This window comes from Mycobacterium sp. MYCO198283, from assembly GCF_021213805.1.
Classification (GTDB): Bacteria; Actinomycetota; Actinomycetes; order Mycobacteriales; family Mycobacteriaceae; genus Mycobacterium.
In genome coordinates this window covers 12734-32270 of sequence record NZ_JAJQJI010000006.1, presented here as the reverse complement: position 1 = coordinate 32270, position 19537 = coordinate 12734, and the positions used below count along the sequence as shown (strand labels likewise).

Annotated in this window: 17 protein-coding genes and 1 tRNA gene; 7 read left to right on the top strand and 11 right to left on the bottom strand. The window is 69.0% G+C overall.

Translation table 11 applies throughout. The features are described 5' to 3' along the window. Positions 1–111 precede the first annotated feature (111 nt). Complete coding sequence (locus LV457_RS12660; protein ID WP_232171534.1) at positions 112–2349, bottom strand: NADP-dependent isocitrate dehydrogenase; 2238 nt, start codon at positions 2347–2349, stop codon at positions 112–114. A gap of 158 nt (positions 2350–2507) precedes the next feature. Here LV457_RS12660 and LV457_RS12655 point away from each other — a divergent pair, with 158 nt between their 5' ends. After that, entirely contained in the window at positions 2508–3854 is a 1347-nt protein-coding gene (locus LV457_RS12655) for a lipase family protein (protein ID WP_232171533.1), read from the top strand. A gap of 6 nt (positions 3855–3860) precedes the next feature. Here the strand turns inward: LV457_RS12655 and LV457_RS12650 are convergent, their stop codons facing one another. Beyond that, a complete protein-coding gene (locus tag LV457_RS12650) occupies positions 3861–5327 on the bottom strand; it encodes an APC family permease (RefSeq protein ID WP_232171532.1) in 1467 nt (488 codons plus the stop codon). A 156-nt stretch (positions 5328–5483) separates the two neighbouring features. Here LV457_RS12650 and LV457_RS12645 point away from each other — a divergent pair, with 156 nt between their 5' ends. The 4 genes from LV457_RS12645 (at position 5484) to LV457_RS12630 (ending at position 9436) form a co-directional block, all read left to right on the top strand. Then, positions 5484–6251 (top strand): hypothetical protein, encoded by a 768-nt coding sequence (locus LV457_RS12645; protein ID WP_232171531.1) that lies wholly within the window; start codon positions 5484–5486, stop codon positions 6249–6251. 162 nt (positions 6252–6413) lie between these two features. Continuing rightward, entirely contained in the window at positions 6414–7394 is a 981-nt protein-coding gene (locus LV457_RS12640; protein ID WP_232171530.1) for an aldo/keto reductase, read from the top strand. 30 nt (positions 7395–7424) lie between these two features. Next, positions 7425–8273 carry an aldo/keto reductase gene (locus tag LV457_RS12635; RefSeq protein ID WP_232171529.1) on the top strand — a complete coding sequence of 283 codons (849 nt, stop codon included), beginning with the start codon at positions 7425–7427 and terminating at the stop codon, positions 8271–8273. A gap of 56 nt (positions 8274–8329) precedes the next feature. After that, on the top strand, positions 8330–9436 hold the full coding sequence (locus LV457_RS12630; RefSeq protein WP_232171528.1) for an aldo/keto reductase: 1107 nt from the start codon (positions 8330–8332) through the stop codon (positions 9434–9436). A gap of 249 nt (positions 9437–9685) precedes the next feature. On the opposite strand, the gene LV457_RS12625 is transcribed toward LV457_RS12630, so the two are convergent. Further along, positions 9686–9759, bottom strand: a tRNA-Pro gene (locus LV457_RS12625). A gap of 151 nt (positions 9760–9910) precedes the next feature. Between LV457_RS12625 and LV457_RS12620 the strand changes: the two genes are divergently transcribed. Both LV457_RS12620 and LV457_RS12615 read left to right on the top strand, forming a co-directional pair. Next, on the top strand, positions 9911–11407 hold the full coding sequence (locus LV457_RS12620) for a cryptochrome/photolyase family protein (protein WP_232171527.1): 1497 nt from the start codon (positions 9911–9913) through the stop codon (positions 11405–11407). A gap of 12 nt (positions 11408–11419) precedes the next feature. Next, the gene (locus LV457_RS12615) at positions 11420–12289 is read left to right on the top strand and encodes an acyl-CoA thioesterase II (RefSeq protein WP_232171526.1); all 870 of its coding nucleotides are present in this window, start codon (positions 11420–11422) and stop codon (positions 12287–12289) included. Here LV457_RS12615 and LV457_RS12610 read toward each other — a convergent pair. The 8 genes from LV457_RS12610 to LV457_RS12575 form a co-directional block, all read right to left on the bottom strand. Beyond that, complete coding sequence (locus LV457_RS12610; RefSeq protein ID WP_232171828.1) at positions 12279–13046, bottom strand: sulfite exporter TauE/SafE family protein; 768 nt, start codon at positions 13044–13046, stop codon at positions 12279–12281. The genes LV457_RS12615 and LV457_RS12610 overlap by 11 nt on opposite strands. 17 nt (positions 13047–13063) lie before the next feature. Further along, entirely contained in the window at positions 13064–14464 is a 1401-nt protein-coding gene (gene der / locus LV457_RS12605) for a ribosome biogenesis GTPase Der (protein WP_232171525.1), read from the bottom strand. Further along, positions 14461–15150, bottom strand: coding sequence for a (d)CMP kinase (gene cmk / locus LV457_RS12600; protein ID WP_232171524.1), 690 nt, complete (start codon positions 15148–15150; stop codon positions 14461–14463). The genes der and cmk overlap by 4 nt, the downstream gene beginning before the upstream one ends. Continuing rightward, positions 15147–15902, bottom strand: a complete 756-nt coding sequence (locus LV457_RS12595) for a pseudouridine synthase (RefSeq protein ID WP_232171523.1) — start codon at positions 15900–15902, stop codon at positions 15147–15149. The genes cmk and LV457_RS12595 overlap by 4 nt, the downstream gene beginning before the upstream one ends. Continuing rightward, complete coding sequence (gene scpB / locus LV457_RS12590) at positions 15899–16615, bottom strand: SMC-Scp complex subunit ScpB (RefSeq protein WP_232171522.1); 717 nt, start codon at positions 16613–16615, stop codon at positions 15899–15901. The genes LV457_RS12595 and scpB overlap by 4 nt, the downstream gene beginning before the upstream one ends. Next, positions 16612–17400, bottom strand: coding sequence for a segregation/condensation protein A (locus LV457_RS12585; RefSeq protein ID WP_374198850.1), 789 nt, complete (start codon positions 17398–17400; stop codon positions 16612–16614). Before LV457_RS12585 ends, scpB begins: the two co-directional genes overlap by 4 nt. Continuing rightward, complete coding sequence (locus tag LV457_RS12580) at positions 17394–18260, bottom strand: ParA family protein (protein ID WP_232171520.1); 867 nt, start codon at positions 18258–18260, stop codon at positions 17394–17396. The genes LV457_RS12585 and LV457_RS12580 overlap by 7 nt, the downstream gene beginning before the upstream one ends. A gap of 112 nt (positions 18261–18372) precedes the next feature. Beyond that, positions 18373–19479 (bottom strand): hypothetical protein, encoded by a 1107-nt coding sequence (locus tag LV457_RS12575; protein WP_232171519.1) that lies wholly within the window; start codon positions 19477–19479, stop codon positions 18373–18375. Positions 19480–19537: the final 58 nt, after the last annotated feature.

Below are 19537 nucleotides of genomic sequence, written 5' to 3'. Positions count from 1 at the left end.
GTACATCACCGTGCCATCGCGATCGGTCGGCACCCGGCCGGTGGGTTGGACCGGACGGACTGCCGGCGCCCGGCGGAATAGGCTCCGCAATGCCCGACGACGTCGCGCCCGTCAGCTGCGGGCGCCCTCGAGCGTCTCGTTCAGCGTCTTGCTCGGCCGCATGATCGCCGCGGTCTTGTCGTAATCCGGGTAGTAGTAGCCGCCGATGTCCACCGATTTGCCCTGCACCTCGTTGAGCTCCGAAACAATCGTTTCCTCGTTCTCCCGCAGGGACTTCGCGAGGCCCGCGAAGTGGTCGGCCAACTCCTGGTCGTCGGTCTGCGACGCGAGTTCCTCCGCCCAGTACAACGCGAGATAGAACTGGCTGCCCCGGTTGTCGAGCTCGCCGGTTTTGCGTGACGGGCTCTTGTCGTTCTCGAGCAACTTGCCGATCGCCGCGTCCATCGTCTTGCCGAGCAGCTTCGCCCGCTGATTGTCGGTCTTGCGGCCCATGTCCTCGAAACACGCACCGAGGGCCAGGAACTCGCCGAGTGAATCCCAGCGCAGGTGGTTCTCCTCCACCAGCTGATGCACGTGCTTGGGCGCCGACCCGCCGGCGCCGGTTTCGTACAGCCCGCCGCCGGCCATCAGCGGCACGATCGAGAGCATCTTCGCGCTGGTGCCCAGCTCGAGGATCGGGAACAGGTCGGTGAGGTAGTCGCGCAAGATGTTGCCGGTCACGGCAATCGTGTCGCGGCCGCGGATGAGCCGTTCGAGCGTGTACCGCATCGCCCACACCTGCGGCATGATCTGGATGTGCAGGCCCTCGGTGTCGTGCTCCTTGAGGTACTCCTTGACCTTCTTGCGCAGCTCCACCTCGTGCGGCCGCTCGGTGTCGAGCCAGAACAACGCGGTCATCCCCGACGCCCGTGCCCGGGTCACCGCCAGCTTGACCCAATCGCGGATCGGCGCGTCCTTGACGATCGGCATGCGCCAGATGTCGCCGGTCTCCACGTTCTGCGTGAGCAGCACCTCGCCGGTGTCGATGTCGACGATGTCGGCGACCCCGTCCTCGGGGATCTCGAACGTCTTGTCGTGGCTGCCGTACTCCTCGGCCTTCTGCGCCATCAGGCCGACGTTGGGGACGGTGCCCATGGTCCGCGGGTCGAACTGCCCGTGCGTCTTACAGAAGTTGATCATCTCCTGGTAGATGCGGGAGAAGGTCGACTCCGGGTTGACGGCCTTGGTGTCCTTGGTGCGGCCGTCGGCGCCGTACATCTTGCCGCCGAGCCGGATCATCGCCGGCATCGACGCGTCGACGATCACGTCGCTGGGCGAATGGAAGTTCGTGATGCCGCGCGCCGAATCCACCATGGCCAGCTCGGGCCGGTACTCGTGGCAGGCGTGGATGTCGTTGATGATCTCGTCGCGCTGTGAGGCGGGGAGCTGCTCGATCTTGTCGTAGAGATCCGACATGCCGTTGTTGACGTTCACGCCGAGCTCGTCGAACAGCTGCTGGTGCTTGGCGAACGCCTCCTTGTAGAAGACCTTGACGGCGTGACCGAAGACGATCGGGTGGCTGACCTTCATCATGGTGGCCTTGACGTGCAGCGAGAACATCACGCCGGTCTCGTAGGCGTCCTGCATCTCGGCCTCGTAGAAGTCGCAGAGCGCCTTGCGGCTCATGAACATGCTGTCGATGATGTCGCCCTCGCCCAGCTGCACCTCGGGCTTGAGCACCAGTTCCTCGCCGCTGTTGGTCGTGAGCACCATCTTGACCTTGCGGTCCCGGTCGATGGTCATCGACTTCTCGCCGTGGTAGAAGTCGCCGCCCCGCATGGTCGCCACGTGGGTCCGTGACGCCTGCGACCAGGGACCCATGCTGTGCGGGTGCTTGCGCGCGTACTCCTTGACCGCCTTGGGGGCCCGGCGGTCCGAGTTGCCTTCGCGCAGAACGGGGTTCACCGCGCTGCCCAGGCACTTCGCATAGCGCTGGCGAATGTCCTGCTCGTCGTCGGTCTTCGGGTCGCCCGGGAAGTCGGGCAGGTCGTAGCCCTTCTGCCGCAACTCCTTGATCGCAGCGAGCAGCTGCGGCACCGACGCGCTGATGTTGGGGAGCTTGACGATGTTGGTGCTCGGGTCTTGCGTCAGCTCGCCCAGCCGGCCGAGGTTGTCCGGTACTCGCTGCTCGTCGGTGAGCCGCTCCGGGAACTCGGCGAGGATGCGCGCCGCCAGCGAGATATCGCTGGTCTCGATGGTGATGCCGGCCGGGTCGGCGAAGGTCCGCAGGATCGGCAGGAACCCGAACGTCGCGAGCATCGGCGCCTCGTCGGTCAGCGTGTAGATGATGGTCGGCTGCTCGGCGCTCATGTGTGCTCTCCCGGGACTTCTCGTTCGGTGTCCGATCTGTGACGTACTCGCCTCTGACGCTATCGCAGGACGTGGCTCACCGGTGCCGCAGACCGCGCCTGCTGTGGTCTGCGCTACGCCGGCGCGACGGATCGTCGGGAAGTGGGTACGTCGACATCGTGGACGCGAAGAGCGGGGTCGCAGGTCAGGCGGACGCGCCGCGGCCGGGGCGGTTCAGCCGCCGCCGCGGCGAACGCCCGCAGCTGCCGCACGTCGACCCGTTCTACCAGCCGCCGGCGGGCTCCGACGACGCCGCACCGGGAACCGTGCTGCGGTCGCGCACCGTGCCGCTGGCGTTCCTCGGCACGATCCCCCAGCAGTTCACCGCGACGCAGCTGCTGTACCGCACTCACGACATGGACAACGGGCCCATGACGACGGTCACGACCGTCCTGGTGCCGCAGCACCGCGCAGCCGGCGAGCCGCATCCGATCCTGTCCTATCAGTGTGCGATCGACGCGGTGTCCGGTCGCTGCTTCCCGTCCTACGCGTTGCGTCGACGTGCGCGCGCCGCCGGCTCGTTCGCGCAGTTCGAGCTGCTGTTCGTCGCCGCTGCCCTCGCCGAGGGCTGGGCGGTGTCCGTACCGGATCACGGCGGGCCGCACGGTGTGTTCGGGGCGCCGTTCGAGCCCGGCTTCTGCGTGCTGGACGGCCTGCGTGCCGCGATCAACCATGAGCCGCTGGGACTGTCGAGCAGCGCGCCGATCGGGTTGTGGGGCTACTCGGGTGGCGGCCTGGCGAGCGCGTGGGCGGCCGAGGTGTACGACAGCTATGCGCCGGAACTCAACGTCGTCGGCGCGGTGCTCGGCTCCCCCGTCGGCGACCTCGGCAACACCTACCACCGCCTCAACGGCAAGTTCTTCTCCGGTCTGCCGGCGATGGTCGTGGTCGCGCTGATGCACCGCTACCCGGACCTGCGGGCGCTGTTCGAGGCGCACGCCAACGACGACGGCCGCGCGATGCTCGAACGGATGAGCAAGATGACCACCGCCCAGGCCGTGATGCGGCTCGCCCGGAAAGACATGGCGTCGATGCTCGACCGCCCGCTCGAGGAGATCCTCGAGCTGCCCGAGGTGCAGCACGTCTTCGACCACATCCGGCTCGGCACCAGCGCGCCCGCCATACCGTTGCTCGTCATCCAAGCCGCGTTCGACCGCATCATCTCCGTCGACGACATCGACGAGCTCGTGCGCATCTACCGGGCCGGCGGCACCCATGTCACCTATCACCGCGACCGGTTCTGCGAACATCTCGCGCTGCATCCGCTGTCCGCACCGATGGCGTTGCGGTGGCTTCGCGACCGGTTCGCCGGCCGGCCCCTCGACGAGCACCGGCTACGCACCACCTGGCCGACGCTGTTCAACCCGTCGACCTACCGCGGGATGGGACGGCTCGCCGCCATCACCGCGAAGGTCGTCACCGGCCGGGGTGTCGAGCGCCGGCCGCTCTCGGAGCTGGATACTTAGCGGCGCTCAGCGAGCGCTGAACTCCTCGACGCCCGGTTCGGCGTCCAGCACCTGCCGGTTGACGAGCAGCATCGTCGCGAAGTAGCCGCCACCGGCCACGATCAGCCCCAGCACGACGAGGTTCGGAACCACCGCGTCATCCGGGGTCGTCAGGATGAACAGCGCCAGGGCCACCCAGATGAGCGCGGTGACGGCGACCGGCAGTTCGAAACGGCCGAGGCTGAACCCGCCGTCCCTGCGCTCCAGGCGTCTTCGCACGGCCAGGTACAAGACCACGACGGCGCCGTAGATGAGCGCGGGCAGGATGGTCGACGCGACGATCAGCTCGATCAGGGCTTGGCCGGGTAGGGCCACCATCAGCACCACGCCCACCCCGAGGATCAGCAGGGTCGCCGGGACCGGCGTCTTGGTGCGAGGACTGACGCGCCGCATCAGGCCGTGTGCGGGGAAGCGGGCGTCGCGCGCCATGGCGAAGACCTGCCGAGCGCATGCGGCCATCACGACGGTGCCCGCACCGAACATCGCAAAGACGATGCCCACCAGGAAGATTCGTTCGATGACCGGTCCGAGCTGGCTGCGGATGATGGCGGCGACGGGAGACCCGCTGTTGGTCACGGCGTCGATGTCCTTGATCGCCAGCGTCAGCGCGACCAGGAACAGCAGCCCTGCGACGCCGGCGGCGACCACCGAGGCGACGATCGCGCGGGGCACACTCCGAAACGGATCCTTGGCCTCCTCGGCGAGGTTGGCGGCCGAATCGAATCCGACGAGCGTCGTCAGGCCCATTATCATGCCGGCCATGAGCCCACCGCCGATGGCGTAGTAGTCGCTGCTGCCGGCGGCCACGCCGCGAGAGGTGAGGTTTCCGAACTGGGCGTCGCTGCTGACGAGCATCACCACCACCAGCGCCAGGACGAGCACGAGCACGATGCCGATTTCCAACGCCACGGCGCTCGAGGTGATGATGCCGAGCAACCTGGTCGAGGCGATCACCACAAGAGCTTGCAGCAGCAGGATGACGACGGTGAGAATCCTTGCGGTGGCCTCACTTTCGGACATGCCGAGCAGCGGCATCAGCGCCTGACCGGCCAACGCGTTGTCGATGGCGACGACGGCGATCGCCAGATACCAGAAGGTCAGCCAGCCGAACATCCATCCAACCTTCGGATTCGCCAGGCGCGACGCCCACTGGTACGACGAGCCGCTGAGCGCGATGCGTGCGGCGAATTGCGCGACCACCAGCGCGACCAGTGTCTGCCCGATCGCCGCGATCACCCACAGCCAGATGCCCACCGGCCCGGCCGTTTTCAGCACATCGTCATAGGTGCCGAACACGCCGACGGCGACGGAGATGAACGCGAACGAGATGGCGAAGACCTGGAAGCCGCCGAGTGTCCGGGTCAGTTCGGGTGCGTATCCGCTGTCCTGATAGACCGCCTCGACGGCAGGGCCGGGTGCGTTCTCTGCCGTCATGAGCCTCCGAACTGCGCTGGCGATACTGCCGGGAACGTTAAAGGTCGCGGCGACGGTCGGCTGACGAACAGGTAAATAACTGCCGGAACTTGTCGGTACGCGTCGCTACTATCCGGCCAGCCGCAGCGAGGCGGCCATCTCGACGCCGGGGGAAGCATGAGCAGAGGTTCAGACGGTGGGGCGGGCAAGGGCCTGGCGTTCCTGGTGGTCGTCGTCATCGGCCTGCTCACGATGATCCCGAAACCGGTGTGGATCGCCCTCGGCGTCATCGCGGCGATCGTCGGTGTCGTCAGTCTCGCCGTGTGGGCGGTCAACGCCCACCATGAGCGCCGGATCGCGGCGGCCGAGCGGGCGCGCGTCGAGCAGGCGGCGCAGGCCCTCGCGCTCAAGCAGGACCGCATCCGGACGCTCGGCGCGGACAACGCCGCCCTCGTCGAGCAGGCGGAGGCCGCGGTGCGGCAGGTGGCCGCATCGGAAGCGGCTCGCGCCGGCTGGCTCGGTGACGTCGACTTCACCGAAGACATCCACGCGGTGGTCGACAATCTTCGGCGCGCGCATGCCCTGCGCAACGTCGCCGCCGAGCTGTCCGCCCTCGACACGCCTAACAGCGACGACCGTCGGCTGCTCGCCGAGGCGAACACCACCGCCGCCCACCTGGAGGGCGCGGCTTTCGAACGCGTCGAGCTGATCGGGCGGTGTGCGCGGGAAGCGGCGCTGATCGACGAATCGCTGCGCACGGAACGGAGGAACGCCGAGACCGCCGAGCAGCGTGCGGAGCTGCACGCGAAGCTGAGCGCCATGCTCTACGGCATCGAGGCCACGCCGGACACCCTGCAGCGCAGCTCGGCCATCGACGCGGTGATGTCGCGGGTGCAGGCCTACCGGGAGATCAAGCAGCAGATCTACCGGGCGCGCGAGAGCTGAGGGCTCGTTCAGTTTTGCGGGCCGAGCCCGGGGGGACCTGGCAGTACCTGTTACGGCAGGCACTCCCTCGTAGGCGTCGGGCGCGGTTGGCTGGCGGTATCGGCGTCATCCGACACGTCCACCGCCACGGTGGGCTGCGGACGCCAATCAAGGAGGACAACCATGAAACACGCAAAGCTCGGGGACTTGGAGGTGTCGCGCATCGGCCTGGGCGCGATGGGAATGTCGCACGGCTACACCGGCGCCGGCAGCGATGACGAGCAGTCCATCCGGACGATCCACCGGGCGTTGGAGCTGGGCGTCAACTTCATCGACACCGCCGAGATCTACGGGCCCTACGTCAACGAGGAGTTGGTGGGTCGCGCGCTCAGGGGCCGTCGCGACGGCGTGGTGCTGGCCACCAAATTCGGCCTCGTCTCTCACGCGGGCGCCGGTCCGTGGAATCTGGACAGCAGCCCGGCCAACATCCGAACCGCCCTCGAAGGATCGCTGCGGCGGCTCGGTACCGACCACATCGACCTGTACTACCAGCATCGGGTCGACCCGAATACTCCGATCGAGGACACCGTCGGCGCGCTCGCCCGTCTGGTCGACGAAGGCAAGGTCCGCTACATCGGCCTTTCGGCGGCGGGAGCGAATACCATTCGCCGCGCGCATGCCGTGCATCCGATCAGCGCGCTGCAGTCGGAGTACTCGCTGTGGACCCGCGACCTGGAACCCGAGATCATCCCGGTGTTGCGCGAATTGGGCATCGGACTCGTTCCGTTCTCCCCGCTCGGTCACGGCTTCCTGACCGGCACGATCCGTTCACCCGAGCAGTTCGACGACGACGCCGACTTCCGCAAGAACAATCCCCGCTTCACCGGTGAGAACTTCCAACGCAATCTGCGCATCGCCGACGAGGTGGCCGCGGTCGCTGCCGCGATCAACGCGACGCCGGCTCAGGTCGCGCTGGCGTGGCTGCTCGCCCAAGGCGATGACATCGCCCCCATACCGGGCACCAAGCGGGTCGAGCGGGTCGAGGAGAACACCGCCGCCGACGGCATCGAGCTGAGCGCGGCCCATCTCGAGGCGCTGAACAACCTTCCGCCGGCAGCCGGCGAACACCACAACGAAGAACAGATGGCGATGTACGAGCGCTGAGCGCGCCCGGACCTGAACGAAAGACCCCTCATGCAGAGTGTCACCCTCAACAACGGCGTCCAGATGCCGATACTCGGTTTCGGCGTTTACCAGGTGCCCGCCGACGAGACCGAACGCGTCGTCAGCGAGGCGCTGGACATCGGCTACCGGCACCTCGACACCGCCGCGTCCTACCAGAACGAGCAGGCCGTCGGCCGCGCAATCGCCCGCAGCGGAATCGCGCGCGACGAGCTGTTCGTCACCACCAAGTTGTGGATGGAACACGCGGGCGACGACGCCACCCCGGCGGCGTTTCAGCGATCGCTGGACCGCCTCGGCCTCGACTACGTCGACCTGTACCTCATCCATCAACCGTTCAACGACTACTACGGCGCATGGCGGGCCATGGAAGGCCTTCTTGCCCAGGGCCGCGTCCGCGCCATCGGGGTGTCCAATTTCTTTCCCGACCGCTTGGTGGACCTGATCGTGCACAACGAGATCACCCCAGCTGTCAATCAGATCGAGACGCACGTGTACTACCAGCGTGCCGATGATCACCAGGTGATGACTCAGTACGGCGTGCGTCACGAGTCGTGGGGGCCGTTCGCCGAAGGCCGCAACAACATGTTCAGCGATCCGACCCTGACGGCGATCGCTGAAACCCACGGCAAGTCCGTCGGGCAGGTGGTCCTGCGGTGGCTCATCCAGCGCGGCATCGTCGTCATCCCGAAATCGGTCCGCCCGGAACGAATGCGGGAGAACCTCGACGTCTTCGACTTCGAACTCACCGCAGCGCAGCTGGACCGTATCGCCGGCATGGACACCGGCACCAGCCTGTTCTTCGACCACCGCGATCCGGCCATCGCGGCCCAGTTCGCCCAGCGTCACCTCGAGGTCTGATGCCGACGGGAAACCCCACAACTGGACGCCGGAAGTTCCTGATCGGAGCCACGGGAGTGGCCGCCGCGCCGCTCGTCGCCGCGGTAGCGGCCGGCTGCACCCCTGCGGAAAGAGCCGAGTCGAGGGCGAATCCGCTCACCGTCGCGACCACCGTGACCAGTAGACGCTCCCTGGGCCCGCTCGAGGTCTCGGGCATCGGACTGGGGTGTCAAACGATGACCGGCACGCTCTATGGGCCGGTCAGCAGCCGCGACGACATGATCACCTTGATCCGCACCGCGCACGAACAGGGCGTCACCTTCTTCGACACCGCCGAAGCGTACGGGCCACTCGAATCGGAACGCATCGTCGGCGAAGCGCTGGAACCGGTGCGCGACGAGGTCGTCATCGCCTCGAAGTTCGGATTCGATGTCGACCCGCAGACCGGTGAACGCCGCGGTGGTCCGAACAGCCAACCCGACCACATTCGCGCTGCCGTCGACGGGATGTTGCGGCGCCTGCGCACCGACCGGATCGACCTGCTCTATCAACACCGCGTCGATCCCTCCGTGCCCATCGAGGACGTCGCCGGCACCGTCAAGGACCTGATAACCGAGGGCAAGGTGAAGCACTTCGGCCTGTCCGAACCGGGCATCGCGACCGTCCGGCGCGCGCACGCCGTCCAACCTCTGACTGCCATCCAGAACGAGTACTCCATGCTGTGGCGCGGCCCCGAAGCCCAGGTGCTGCCGCTATGTCAGGAACTCGGGATCGGGTTCGTGCCCTGGGCCCCGTTGGGCATGGGTTTCACCACCGGCACCATCAACCCCGCCACGCAATTTGCCGGGGGCGACTTCCGAGCGTCGGTGCCGCGCAACAGCCCCGCGAACTTGGCTGCGAACATGCCACTGGTGCAATTGATCTCGCGCTGGGCGGTACGTAAAGGCGCCACTCCCGCCCAGATCTCGCTGGCGTGGCTGATGGCCCAGCATCCCTGGATCGTGCCAATTCCCAGCACCACCCGCACCGCTCACCTCGCCGAGAACATCGGCGCGGAAGACGTCACCTTCACCGATGACGAAGTACGGCAGCTCAACGCCGAACTCGCCGGAATCACCGTCCACGGTGACCGCCTGCCGCCGGCCGTGCTGGCTCAGACCGGCGTGGAAGCGCCGCCGTCTTGATCCCGCGCGGTAGGCGGATCCTCCCCTCGGCAGCTACTCCGTCATTGGCCTTGGCGACGCCATCGGCGAATTTGCGCGGGGCGTGTCCCGATCGAACGCTGGCTGATCGGATTCGGGCGGGTGGCCGGCCGCCTGCCGCGGGCCGAACGTGGCGTCGGCGTGCCGGTTTGGGTCAACTCGGTTGGGTCAAACAGCCAAAGGGCACCTTCCGCATCTCCGGAAAGTGCCGCTGACCTGCGGTAATGCTAGTCGGGCTGACAGGATTTGAACCTGCGACCACTTGACCCCCAGTCAAGTGCGCTACCAAGCTGCGCCACAGCCCGCTGCCGCCAAGCAGAGCCGGCGACGCCACGGAAGCTTACCGCAGGCCGGCGCGCCGATCGAAACCCGCGCCGAGTGTGACGTCATGGCGACATCTGGCTCGGAAAACCGCCGTGGCGTTACGTTCGCGGGCGCGGCGGGCATCTGCGAACCATGACCGCAAAGGTGCGCGACGACACCCCGCTGTGGCTGTTCGCCGACCAGCTGGGACCCCGCATGCACGGCGGCGAGCACGCGCACCGCGAAGTGGTGCTGATCGAGGCCGAGCACGCGCTGCGCAAGCGCCGCTACCACCGCCAGAAGCTGCACATCGTGCTGTCGGCGCTGCGGCATGCCAAACAGGACCTGAAAGACCGCGCCACCTACCTCAAGGCCGACACCTACACCGACGCCCTCGAACGCTTCGACCGTCCGGTGCTGGTGCAGCAGCCCACCTCGTTCGCGGCCGAGGACTTCGTGCACCGCCTCAAGGAGCGCGGGCTGGTGGCCGATGTGCTGCCGACGCCGATGTTCGCGCTGCCGCGCAAGGACTTCGAAGCGTGGGCGGGCAATCGCACCCGCTTTCGCATGGAGGACTTCTACCGCGACCAGCGCCGCCGGTTCGACGTGCTGATGGCCGGCGAGGATCCGGTGGGCAACCGCTGGAACTACGACGAGGAGAACCGCGAGTCACCGCCGAAGCAGCAGGAGACCCTCGGCGTCCCGCCGCCATACCAGCCGCGCGAAGACGACATCGACGCGCAGGTCCGCGCCGACCTCGACGCGATGAACCTCGACACCGTCGGCGACGACGGCCCGCGCCTGTTCGCCGTCACGCCGGCCGAGGCGCAGCGCGCGCTGAAGCGGTTCATCGAACACCGGCTGGCGACGTTCGGCCGCTACGAGGACGCGATCATGGGCGGCGACTGGGCGATGTCGCACTCGCTGCTGTCGGTGCCGCTGAACCTCGCGGTGCTGCATCCGCTCGACGCCGTCAACGCCGCCGAGCAGGCCTATCACGACGGCAAGGCGCCGCTCGCCGCGGTCGAGGGCTTCATTCGGCAGATCCTTGGCTGGCGCGAATACATGTGGCACCTCTATTGGCACTTCGGTCGCGGCTACACCCGCGGCAACAACAAGCTGAACGCCCGTACGCCGCTGCCGGACTGGTGGAAGGACCTCGACGCCGACGCGGTCACCGCCGAATGCCTGCGCCACGCGCTCAACGGGCTGCGCGACCGCGGCTGGACGCACCACATCCAGCGGCTGATGATCCTCGGCAATTTCGCCCTGCAGCGCGGCTTTGAACCGGCCGAGCTCAGCGACTGGTTCTCCACCGCCTACGTCGACGGCTTCCGCTGGGTGATGCCGACCAACGTCGTCGGCATGAGCCAACACGCCGACGGCGGCCGGCTCGCCACCAAGCCCTACGCGGCGGGCGGCGCCTACATCAACCGGATGAGCGACCACTGCGGCCACTGCGCCTATGACCCGAAGCAACGGCTCGGCGACGACGCGTGTCCGTTCACGGCCGGCTACTGGACGTTCGTGCACCGGCACCGCGAGCTGCTGGAGAACAACCACCGCACCCGGCGCATCGTGCAGAACATGCAACGTCTCAAGGACCTCGACGCGGTCCTCGAACAGGAGGCGAGGCGCCGGCAGTTCTGACCGGCAGGCATGATGCCGTCCGTGACCGCCGACTACCTCGACGACGTGCTGGCCTCCCTCGACCTGGCGGCGCTCGACGACAACAGCTTTCGCGCCAGGCAACTGGACAACCCGGCACACCACATCGTCGGCGGCCACATCGCGGCACAGGCGCTCATGGCGGCCAGCCGCACGGTCCCCGACCGTCGTCCGCACAGCGTGCACGTCTACTTCCTGCGCGCCGGCGACGCCCGCTACCCGGTCGACTTGCACGTCACCCGGCTCCGCGACGGCGGCACCCTGTCCACGCGCCGGGTGACCGCCGTGCAGGACGGCCAGGTGCTGCTGGAGGCGCTCGCGTCGCTCAGCGGCACCGTCGACGGCATCGAATACCACCAGCCGCTGCCGGAGCTGCCGGATCCGGAAAGCCTGCCGCCGGTGCAGGAACTGCTGCGCCCCTACGCCGAGGAGTTCGGCGGCTGGTGGGTCAGCCCGCACCCGCTGGACCGCCGCTACGTCGACCCGCCGCCCCGGCTCTCCCTGGACCAGCACACCCCGTCGCCGCACATCCGGATGTGGTGGCGGCCCGTCGCCCCCGTGCCGGCCGACCCCGTGTTGGGCAGCTGCCTACTCACCTACGTCTCCGGCACCACGATGCTGGAGACGGCAACCGCGATGCGCCGCACCACCTCGCGGCATTCGTTCTCGGCGCTCATCGACCACGCCCTGTGGTTCCACCGGCCGGTCGACCTCTCCGACTGGGTGCTCTCAGACCAGGTGTCGCCCAGCGGGATCGACGGCCGCGGGCTGGCGTCGGCGACCATGTACAACCGCAGCGGCGAGCTGGTCAGCACCGCGAGCCAGGAGACCTACTTCGGCCGTGGCAAGCCCGCTACACCGTGAGCAGCCGGTACAGCCCGATCAATCCGACGACGACGATCACCACGCGTAAGGCGTTGGGCGACAACCGCCGTCCGTAGGCGGCACCCAGCCAGCCGCCCACCAGGGAGCCCGCCGCGATCAACCCCGCGGCGAGCCAGCTGATCCGGTCGAACGCCACCGCGGTGTAGGCGACGGCGGCCACCACGTTGACCAGCAGGGACAGCAGGTTCTTGGCGGCGTTCATCCGCTGCATCGACTCGGGCAGCAGCGCGCCCATCACGCCGACCAGCAAAATACCCTGCGCCGCCGTGAAGTAACCGCCGTACACGCCGACCGCGAACGTGCCGAACGCCAGCGCGGTCAACCGGGCCCGGCTGACGTGGTCGGCGGACCGGCCCTGCCGTTCGGCGCGCTCCCGTGCCCACTTCTGGATGCGGGGGCCGATCACCACCAGGATCAGCGCGGCGATCAACAGCACCGGCACCACCTGGGTGAACACCTTTTCCGGCAGGTGCAGCAGCAGCCATGCGCCGGCCACCGCACCGAGCAGCGACGCCGGAACCTGCCACCGCAGCCGACTTCCCTGCCCGCGCAGCTCGCGGCGGTAGCCCCAGGTGCCCGACACGCCCCCGGCGACCAGTCCGACGGCGTTGGACATGGTGGCGGTGACGGGTGGGAAGCCGATCGCGACCAGCGTCGGGAAGGTGATGAGCGTCCCGGACCCGACGAGCGCGTTGATCGCGCCGGCGCCGACGCCGGCCAACACGATCAGCGCCATGTGGAAGGCGTCGACGCTCACCGCTTGCGCTTCTCGCGCACCCGCACGTTGATCCGGATGGGGCTGCCCTCGAACCCGAACGTCTCCCGCAGCTTGCGCTCGAGGAAACGGCGATAGCCGGCCTCGAGGAAGCCGGTGGTGAAGAACACGAACGTCGGCGGACGCGCGGTCGCCTGCGTCACGAACAGGATGCGGGGCTGCTTACCGCCGCGCACCGGCGGCGGCGTCGCCGCCACCACCTCTTTCACAAAGGCGTTGAGGCGCCCGGTGGACACCCGGGTGTCCCACGACCGGAGCGCGGATTCCAGCGCGGGCACCAGCTTCTGCACCGCGCGACCGGTCATCGCGGAGATGTTGACGCGCTGCGCCCACTGCACCTGCACCAGCTCGCGGTCGATCTCCCGCTCCAACTGGTGACGCCGGTCCTCGTCGACCAGGTCCCACTTGTTGAACGCCAGCACGAGCGCCCGCCCCGCCTCGATCACCATCGACAGCACCCGCTGGTCCTGCTCGGTGAGCGGCTGCGAGGCGTCGATGAGCACGAGCACCACTTCGGCGAGGTCGATCGCACTCCGGGTGCGCACGGAGGCGTAGAACTCGTGGCCGCTGGCCTGGCCGACCTTGCGGCGCAGGCCCGCGGTGTCGACGAACCGCCACGGCTTGCCGTCGAGCTCGATCAGCTCGTCGACCGGGTCCACGGTGGTGCCGGCGACGTCGTGCACCACCGAACGTTGTTCTCCGGCAAGCCGGTTGAGCAGCGAGCTCTTGCCGACATTCGGCTTACCCACCAGCGCCACACGCCGCGGACCGCCGCCGGTGGACCGTGCCTCCGACACCGCCGGCAGCGCGGCGACGACGTCGTCGAGCAGATCGGCGACGCCGCGGCCGTGGATCGCGCTGACCGGATAGGGCTGCCCGACGCCCAGCGACCACAGCGCGGCGGCGTCGGCCTCGCCCTTCTCGCCGTCGACCTTGTTCGCCGCGAGGAACACCGGCTTCCCGGAGCGGCGCAGCAGCCGCGCGGCCGCCTCGTCGGGTGCCGTCGCCCCGGTGACCGAGTCGACCACCAGGATGATGGCGTCCGCGGTGCGCATCGCGATCGATGCCTGCTCGGCGACCAGCTGCTGCAGGCCCTGGGCGTCGGGCTCCCAGCCGCCGGTGTCCTGCACGACGAAGCGGCGGCCCGTCCACAGCGCGTCGTAGGAGATCCGGTCGCGGGTGACGCCGGGGACGTCCTGCACAACCGCTTCCCGCCGACCCAGAATGCGGTTCACCAGCGTCGACTTGCCGACATTGGGACGGCCGACGATCGCCACGACGGGCGGTGACCCGGTGTCCGCCTCGGCGATGCCGCCGTCGCCGTCGTCGCGGATCTCCCAGTCGCTTTCGTCGGCCCAGGTGCCGTCGGATTCGGTCATCGGGCCACCTCGGCGTGGCGCTGCACCAGGGTCAGCAGGTGCTCGACCACTTGCTGCTCGGTCATGTCGCTGGTGTCGATGACGACGGCGTCGTCGGCGGCACGCAGCGGGGACACTGCGCGCGAGGAGTCCAGGTGATCACGGCGCCGGACGTCGGCCAGCACCGTGTCATAGTCGTCGGGCAGCCCCGCCGCCACGTTCTGGGCGTTGCGGCGCTGCGCGCGCGTCTCGGCCGAGGCGGTCAGGAAGATCTTCAGGTCGGCGTCCGGCAACACGACGGTGCCGATGTCGCGGCCCTCCACGACGACACCGGTCTCACCGCCGGCCAGCTCGCGTTGGATCCCGACCAGCCTGGTGCGCACCGCGGGGATCGCCGACACCGCCGACACCGCGCGGGTCACCTCGTCGCCCCGGATCTCGGCCGACACGTCGTCGCCGGCGAGGTAGGCGCGCACGTCGTCGGGGTCGTACCCCACCGACAGCGGAACGTCGGCGGTGGCCGCCTCGACGGCGGCGGTGTCGGACGGGTCGACTCCCGCGCGCAGTACGGCCAGGGTGACGAGCCGGTACATCGCGCCGGTGTCGAGGTAGCGCGCGCCCAGGGCCCGGGCCAGCCCGCGCGACACCGACGACTTGCCGGTGCCCGCGGGTCCGTCGATCGCCACCACCACGGCGTCGCCGCTCATAGCCCCACCGCCTTGTACAGTTCGCCGATCTCCACCCGGTTGAGGGCGCGCAGGCTGCCGGGGCGCTGCTCCCCCAGCGACACCGCGCCGATGTCGGTGCGCACCAGGGAGAGCACCGGATAGCCGACCGCGTCGAGCAGCCGGCGGACGATGCGGTTGCGGCCCTCGTGCAGCGTCACCCGCACCAGCGAGCGGCCGGGGACGGCGTCGACGACGGCGAAATCGTCCACGGCGATGCGGCCGTCCTCCAGCTCGATGCCGCCCTTCAGCTTCTTGCCCAGGCCGCGCGCCACCATGCCGTTCACCTCGGCGAGGTACGTCTTCGGCATCTGGAAGGACGGGTGCATCAGGCGGTGTGCCAGCTCGCCGTCGTTGGTGAGCAGGATCAGTCCTTCGGTGTCGGCATCGAGGCGCCCGACGTGGAACAGGTTCTTGTTGCCGCGCACGCGGTGCTCGATCAGGTCGCCGATACAGGGGCGGCCGCGGTCGTCCGACATCGTCGACTGCATGCCCTTCGGTTTGTTGAGCGCCAGGTGCACCAACGTGTCGTCGACCAGGATGCGGGCGCCGTCGACGCGGATCACCGACTGCTGCGGGTCGACCCGCGTGCCCAGCTCGGTGACCACGTGCCCGTCCACCTCGACCCGGCCGTCGGTGATCATCCGTTCGGCGACCCGCCGCGACGCCACTCCGGCCTGCGACAGCACCTTCTGCAGTCGCACCCCGTCGGTGTCGTTCCCGGCGCCGGTCACGCGTCCTCCCGGTCCACGTCGTAGGTCAAGGCCGGCTCGGGGACCGCCGCCGGCCGCGTGCGCGCGAAGCGCGGTTCGCTGTCCAGGGAGTCGGCCAGGTCGTCGATGACGTCGACGTCGGGCAGCAGGGGCGCGATGTCGGGCAGATCGGCGAGCGACGACAGGCCCAGCCGCTCCAGGAACAGCTCGGTGGTCGCGAAAGTCGTTGCGCCGGTGTCGCTGTCGTTGCCGGCCTCCGTGATGAGCCCGCGCGCCAGAAGCGTCCGGATCACGGCGTCGCAGTTGACGCCGCGCACCGCGCTCACCCGCGCGCGGGTCACCGGCTGCCGGTAGGCCACCACGGCGAGCGTCTCCAGCGCCGCGCGGGTCAGCTTCGACCGGGCGCCGTCGAGCAACAGCCGCTCGACGTACGGCGCGTAGCGGGCACGGGTGTACATCCGCCACCCGCCGCCCGCCTCGCGCAGGTCGATGCCCGACTCGCGGGCGCGCAGCTCGTCGGCCATGAGCCGGAGTTTGGCCGCGACCCGGTAGGCGGGCTGTTCGGTCACCCCGGCGAGCGCGTCGACGGTGACCGGGGTGTCGACGACGAGGAGCAGGGCCTCGAGCACCGCGCCGAGCTCGTCGTCATCGATGTCAGGCGCGTCCTCGAGCTCGGGCGCGAGATCGAGACCTTGCTCTGGCCGATCGCGGACGTCGGACACTTCGGGATTCATGACTGCGGCACCGAGTTCTCGCTGGTCGGACGTTCTCCGGTCCACGAAACCTGGAGCACACCAAGTGGTTCTGACTGCTCGAATGCTACCGCCCGGGTCCGGTAGAGCTCCAACAGCGCCAGGAAGCGCCCGACGATCTCGATCGGGTGGGCACAGTCGGCGACGAGCTCGCCGAACGACGCCCAGCGACCCTGTCCCCGTCCTTCGAGCAGCGCCAGCAGTACCGCGGCCTGCTCGGGCACCGACACCATCGCGTCGTGGAGGTGGTCGACGTCCACGGTGGGCACCGGGCGGGGTCGCAACGCCGCCGCCGCGATCTCGGCGAACCGCGCAGGGTCGACGCCGAGCATGACCTCGGGAAGCAGCGACGAGTACCGCTCCTCCAGCGACACCGCCCGCGGATAGCTGCGCAGCGCCGCGGCTTCGAGTTCGGCGAACATCTCCGCGACGTGCTTGAACGCCCGGTATTGCAGCAGCCGCGCGAACAGCAGGTCCCGCACCTCCAGCAACGCCAGGTCCTCGTCGTCCTCGGTGTGCCCCGCGGGCAGCAGCCGCGCCGCCTTGAGGTCGAGCAGCGTGGCGGCGACGACGAGGAACGCCGTGGTCTCGTCGAGCTCGAGCTGGGCGCCGACGGCCTTCGTGTAGGCGATGAAGTCGTCGGTCACCTGGTGCAGCGCGACCTCGGTGACGTCGAGGCGGTGGGCGAAGATGAGCTGCAACAGCAGGTCGAACGGTCCCTCGAAGTTGGTCAGCCGGACCCGGAAGCCGCCTGGCGCGGTCACGATTCGAAGCGGTCGATGACCTCGCGGGCCAGGGAGCGGTAGGCCTGGGCGCCGCTCGACCGCGGCGCCCAGGTGGTGATGGGCTCGCCGGCGACGCTCGTCTCGGGGAACCGGACCGTGCGGGTGATGACGGTGTCGAACACGAGGTCGCCGAACCGCTCGAGCACACGGGCCATGACCTCGCGGGCGTTGACCGTGCGGGCGTCGAAGCGGGTGATGAGGATCCCGCTGATCGACAGCCGCGGATTGAGCCGGTCGTGCACCTTGTCCACGGTGTCGGTGAGCAACGCCAACCCGCGCAGCGAGAAGTACTCGCACTCCGTCGGGATGATGACCCCGTCGGAACAGGCCAGCCCGTTGACGGTGAGCAGTCCGAGCGACGGCTGGCAGTCGATGAGCACGTAGTCGTAGCGGTCGAGCACCGGGTGCAGCGCGCGGGCCAGCGTCTGCTCGCGGCCGACCTCGTTGACCAGCTGGATCTCGGCCGCCGACAGGTCGATGTTGCTGGGCACCAGGTCCAGGTTCTTCACCCGGGTGTGGATCAGCACCTCGTCGATGGACACCCGCGGCTCGACCAGCAGGTTGTGGACCGTGTGCTCCAGCTCGTAGTGCGGCACCCCCAGGCCCGCCGACAGCGCACCCTGCGGATCGAGGTCCACCAGGAGCACCCGCCGGCCGTACTCGGCGATGGCGGCACCCAGGTTGATCGTCGACGTCGTCTTGCCGACGCCGCCCTTCTGGTTGCACATTGCGAGAACGGTGGCGGGCCCGTGGCTGGTCTTCGGCGCAGGCTCCGGAATGGTCCGCGGTGCCCGCCCGGTCAGGCCCACACCGCCGGCGCCGTCGTCGGGTTCGTCGCTCACGACGCGCCCGCTGCGTCGGCGGCGGCGAAAGGCGTGGTCGCGGGCATCCCGGCGATTTTAGCGGCCTGACCGGCCAGATCGGTCAAGACCCGCGCGGCGGCTCACGGCGCGCTCAGAGGTGGGGCGGCGCGTAGCGCAGCACGGCGCCGATTCCGTCGCGCGGGCTGATCCGCTCGTCGGTGCGCACCAGGGACGCATCGGTCGCGACGGCCGCCATGGGGAGCGCCTCGTCGGCCCGCAGCGTCCGGGTCGGCGCGACGCCCTGCTCCGACAGCACGTTCTCGTTCGGTGCGATCGTCGTCAGGTCGTCGCCGGCGACCACGGTCGCGTCCCCGAGTTCGCCGATGATCAGCGTCTCGACGGCGCCCTGGCGCAGCGCCGCGCAGACGCCGTGCAGGCCCTCGGTCGCCAGCCCGGACTCCCGCCCGAGCTCCGCGGTGAACCGTTGGGCGGCGTCGTCCATCACGGCCAGCCGTCGCTTCAGGAATTCCTCGTGGATGGCGGCGGCGGCCTCCTCGTCGTGGTTGCCGCTGTTGCGGGCGCCGGCCTGCAGCGACACGGCGAGCTTCGACACCCGCTCGGGCAGCTCCGCCAGCAGGTCCGACCGCGAGCTGACCTCGCCGATGACGAACACCACCTCGATGTTCGACTCGTCGACGAGCGCGGCGATCCGGTCGACCACCACGCGGATGTTCTTGCGGCTCGCTTCGTCGCTGCGCCGCTGCGGGTCGCCGTAACCGGGTGTCTCCGCCGAGGACGCGTGGTGTACCGGGTGGCCGCCGCCGTCGACGGTCTCCTTGTCCGTGCGGCCGCCGCGATGGATCGTGAGGTCGGCGCCGGCATGGTCGACGGCCACCGTGAGGTAGTCGATGTGCTGCACACCGTGCTCGACGATCGGCACCAGATACGGCAGGTCCGAGACGCGCACCACGGTTGCCGGCGCCGGACGGATCAGGTGCTCGTTGAGCAGCACGCCGCGCGGACCGGCCACCAGGCCGCGCCCGCTTCGGCCCACGGCCGGGCGGGCGTCCAGGATCGCGCGCTCGAGGTCGGAGACGATCTCGGGTGCGGCGCCCTGCTCCTCCAGTTGCTCGCGCAGACCGCGCCACTTCAGCTCCCGCTGTGCGGCGGCGTCCTCGGTGTCGTGCGAGTCGTCGAAGTAGACCGACGCGAAGGGGCCGTCCGTGTCGAGCAGGTGGCGGAAACGGTCAGCGTGCATGAATCCTCCTGTGCTGGGGTCCGTCCATCAATGCGCTCCCCTTGGGTGCCCTCGCAGC

Bases quoted from the DNA above. Each gene is read 5' to 3' on its own strand.
- LV457_RS12610 (WP_232171828.1), bottom strand. From the start codon at position 13,046: ATGGCGCTGATCGTGTTGGCCGGCGTCGGCGCCGGCGCGATCAACGCG.
- cmk (WP_232171524.1), bottom strand. From the start codon at position 15,150: ATGAGCGGCGACGCCGTGGTGGTGGCGATCGACGGACCCGCGGGCACC.
- LV457_RS12650 (WP_232171532.1), bottom strand. From the start codon at position 5,327: ATGACGGCAGAGAACGCACCCGGCCCTGCCGTCGAGGCGGTCTATCAG.
- LV457_RS12620 (WP_232171527.1), top strand. From the start codon at position 9,911: ATGACCGCAAAGGTGCGCGACGACACCCCGCTGTGGCTGTTCGCCGAC.
- LV457_RS12575 (WP_232171519.1), bottom strand. From the start codon at position 19,479: ATGCACGCTGACCGTTTCCGCCACCTGCTCGACACGGACGGCCCCTTC.
- LV457_RS12615 (WP_232171526.1), top strand. From the start codon at position 11,420: ATGCCGTCCGTGACCGCCGACTACCTCGACGACGTGCTGGCCTCCCTC.
- LV457_RS12635 (WP_232171529.1), top strand. From the start codon at position 7,425: ATGCAGAGTGTCACCCTCAACAACGGCGTCCAGATGCCGATACTCGGT.
- LV457_RS12645 (WP_232171531.1), top strand. From the start codon at position 5,484: ATGAGCAGAGGTTCAGACGGTGGGGCGGGCAAGGGCCTGGCGTTCCTG.
- scpB (WP_232171522.1), bottom strand. From the start codon at position 16,615: ATGAATCCCGAAGTGTCCGACGTCCGCGATCGGCCAGAGCAAGGTCTC.
- der (WP_232171525.1), bottom strand. From the start codon at position 14,464: ATGACCGAATCCGACGGCACCTGGGCCGACGAAAGCGACTGGGAGATC.
- LV457_RS12660 (WP_232171534.1), bottom strand. From the start codon at position 2,349: ATGAGCGCCGAGCAGCCGACCATCATCTACACGCTGACCGACGAGGCG.
- LV457_RS12640 (WP_232171530.1), top strand. From the start codon at position 6,414: ATGAAACACGCAAAGCTCGGGGACTTGGAGGTGTCGCGCATCGGCCTG.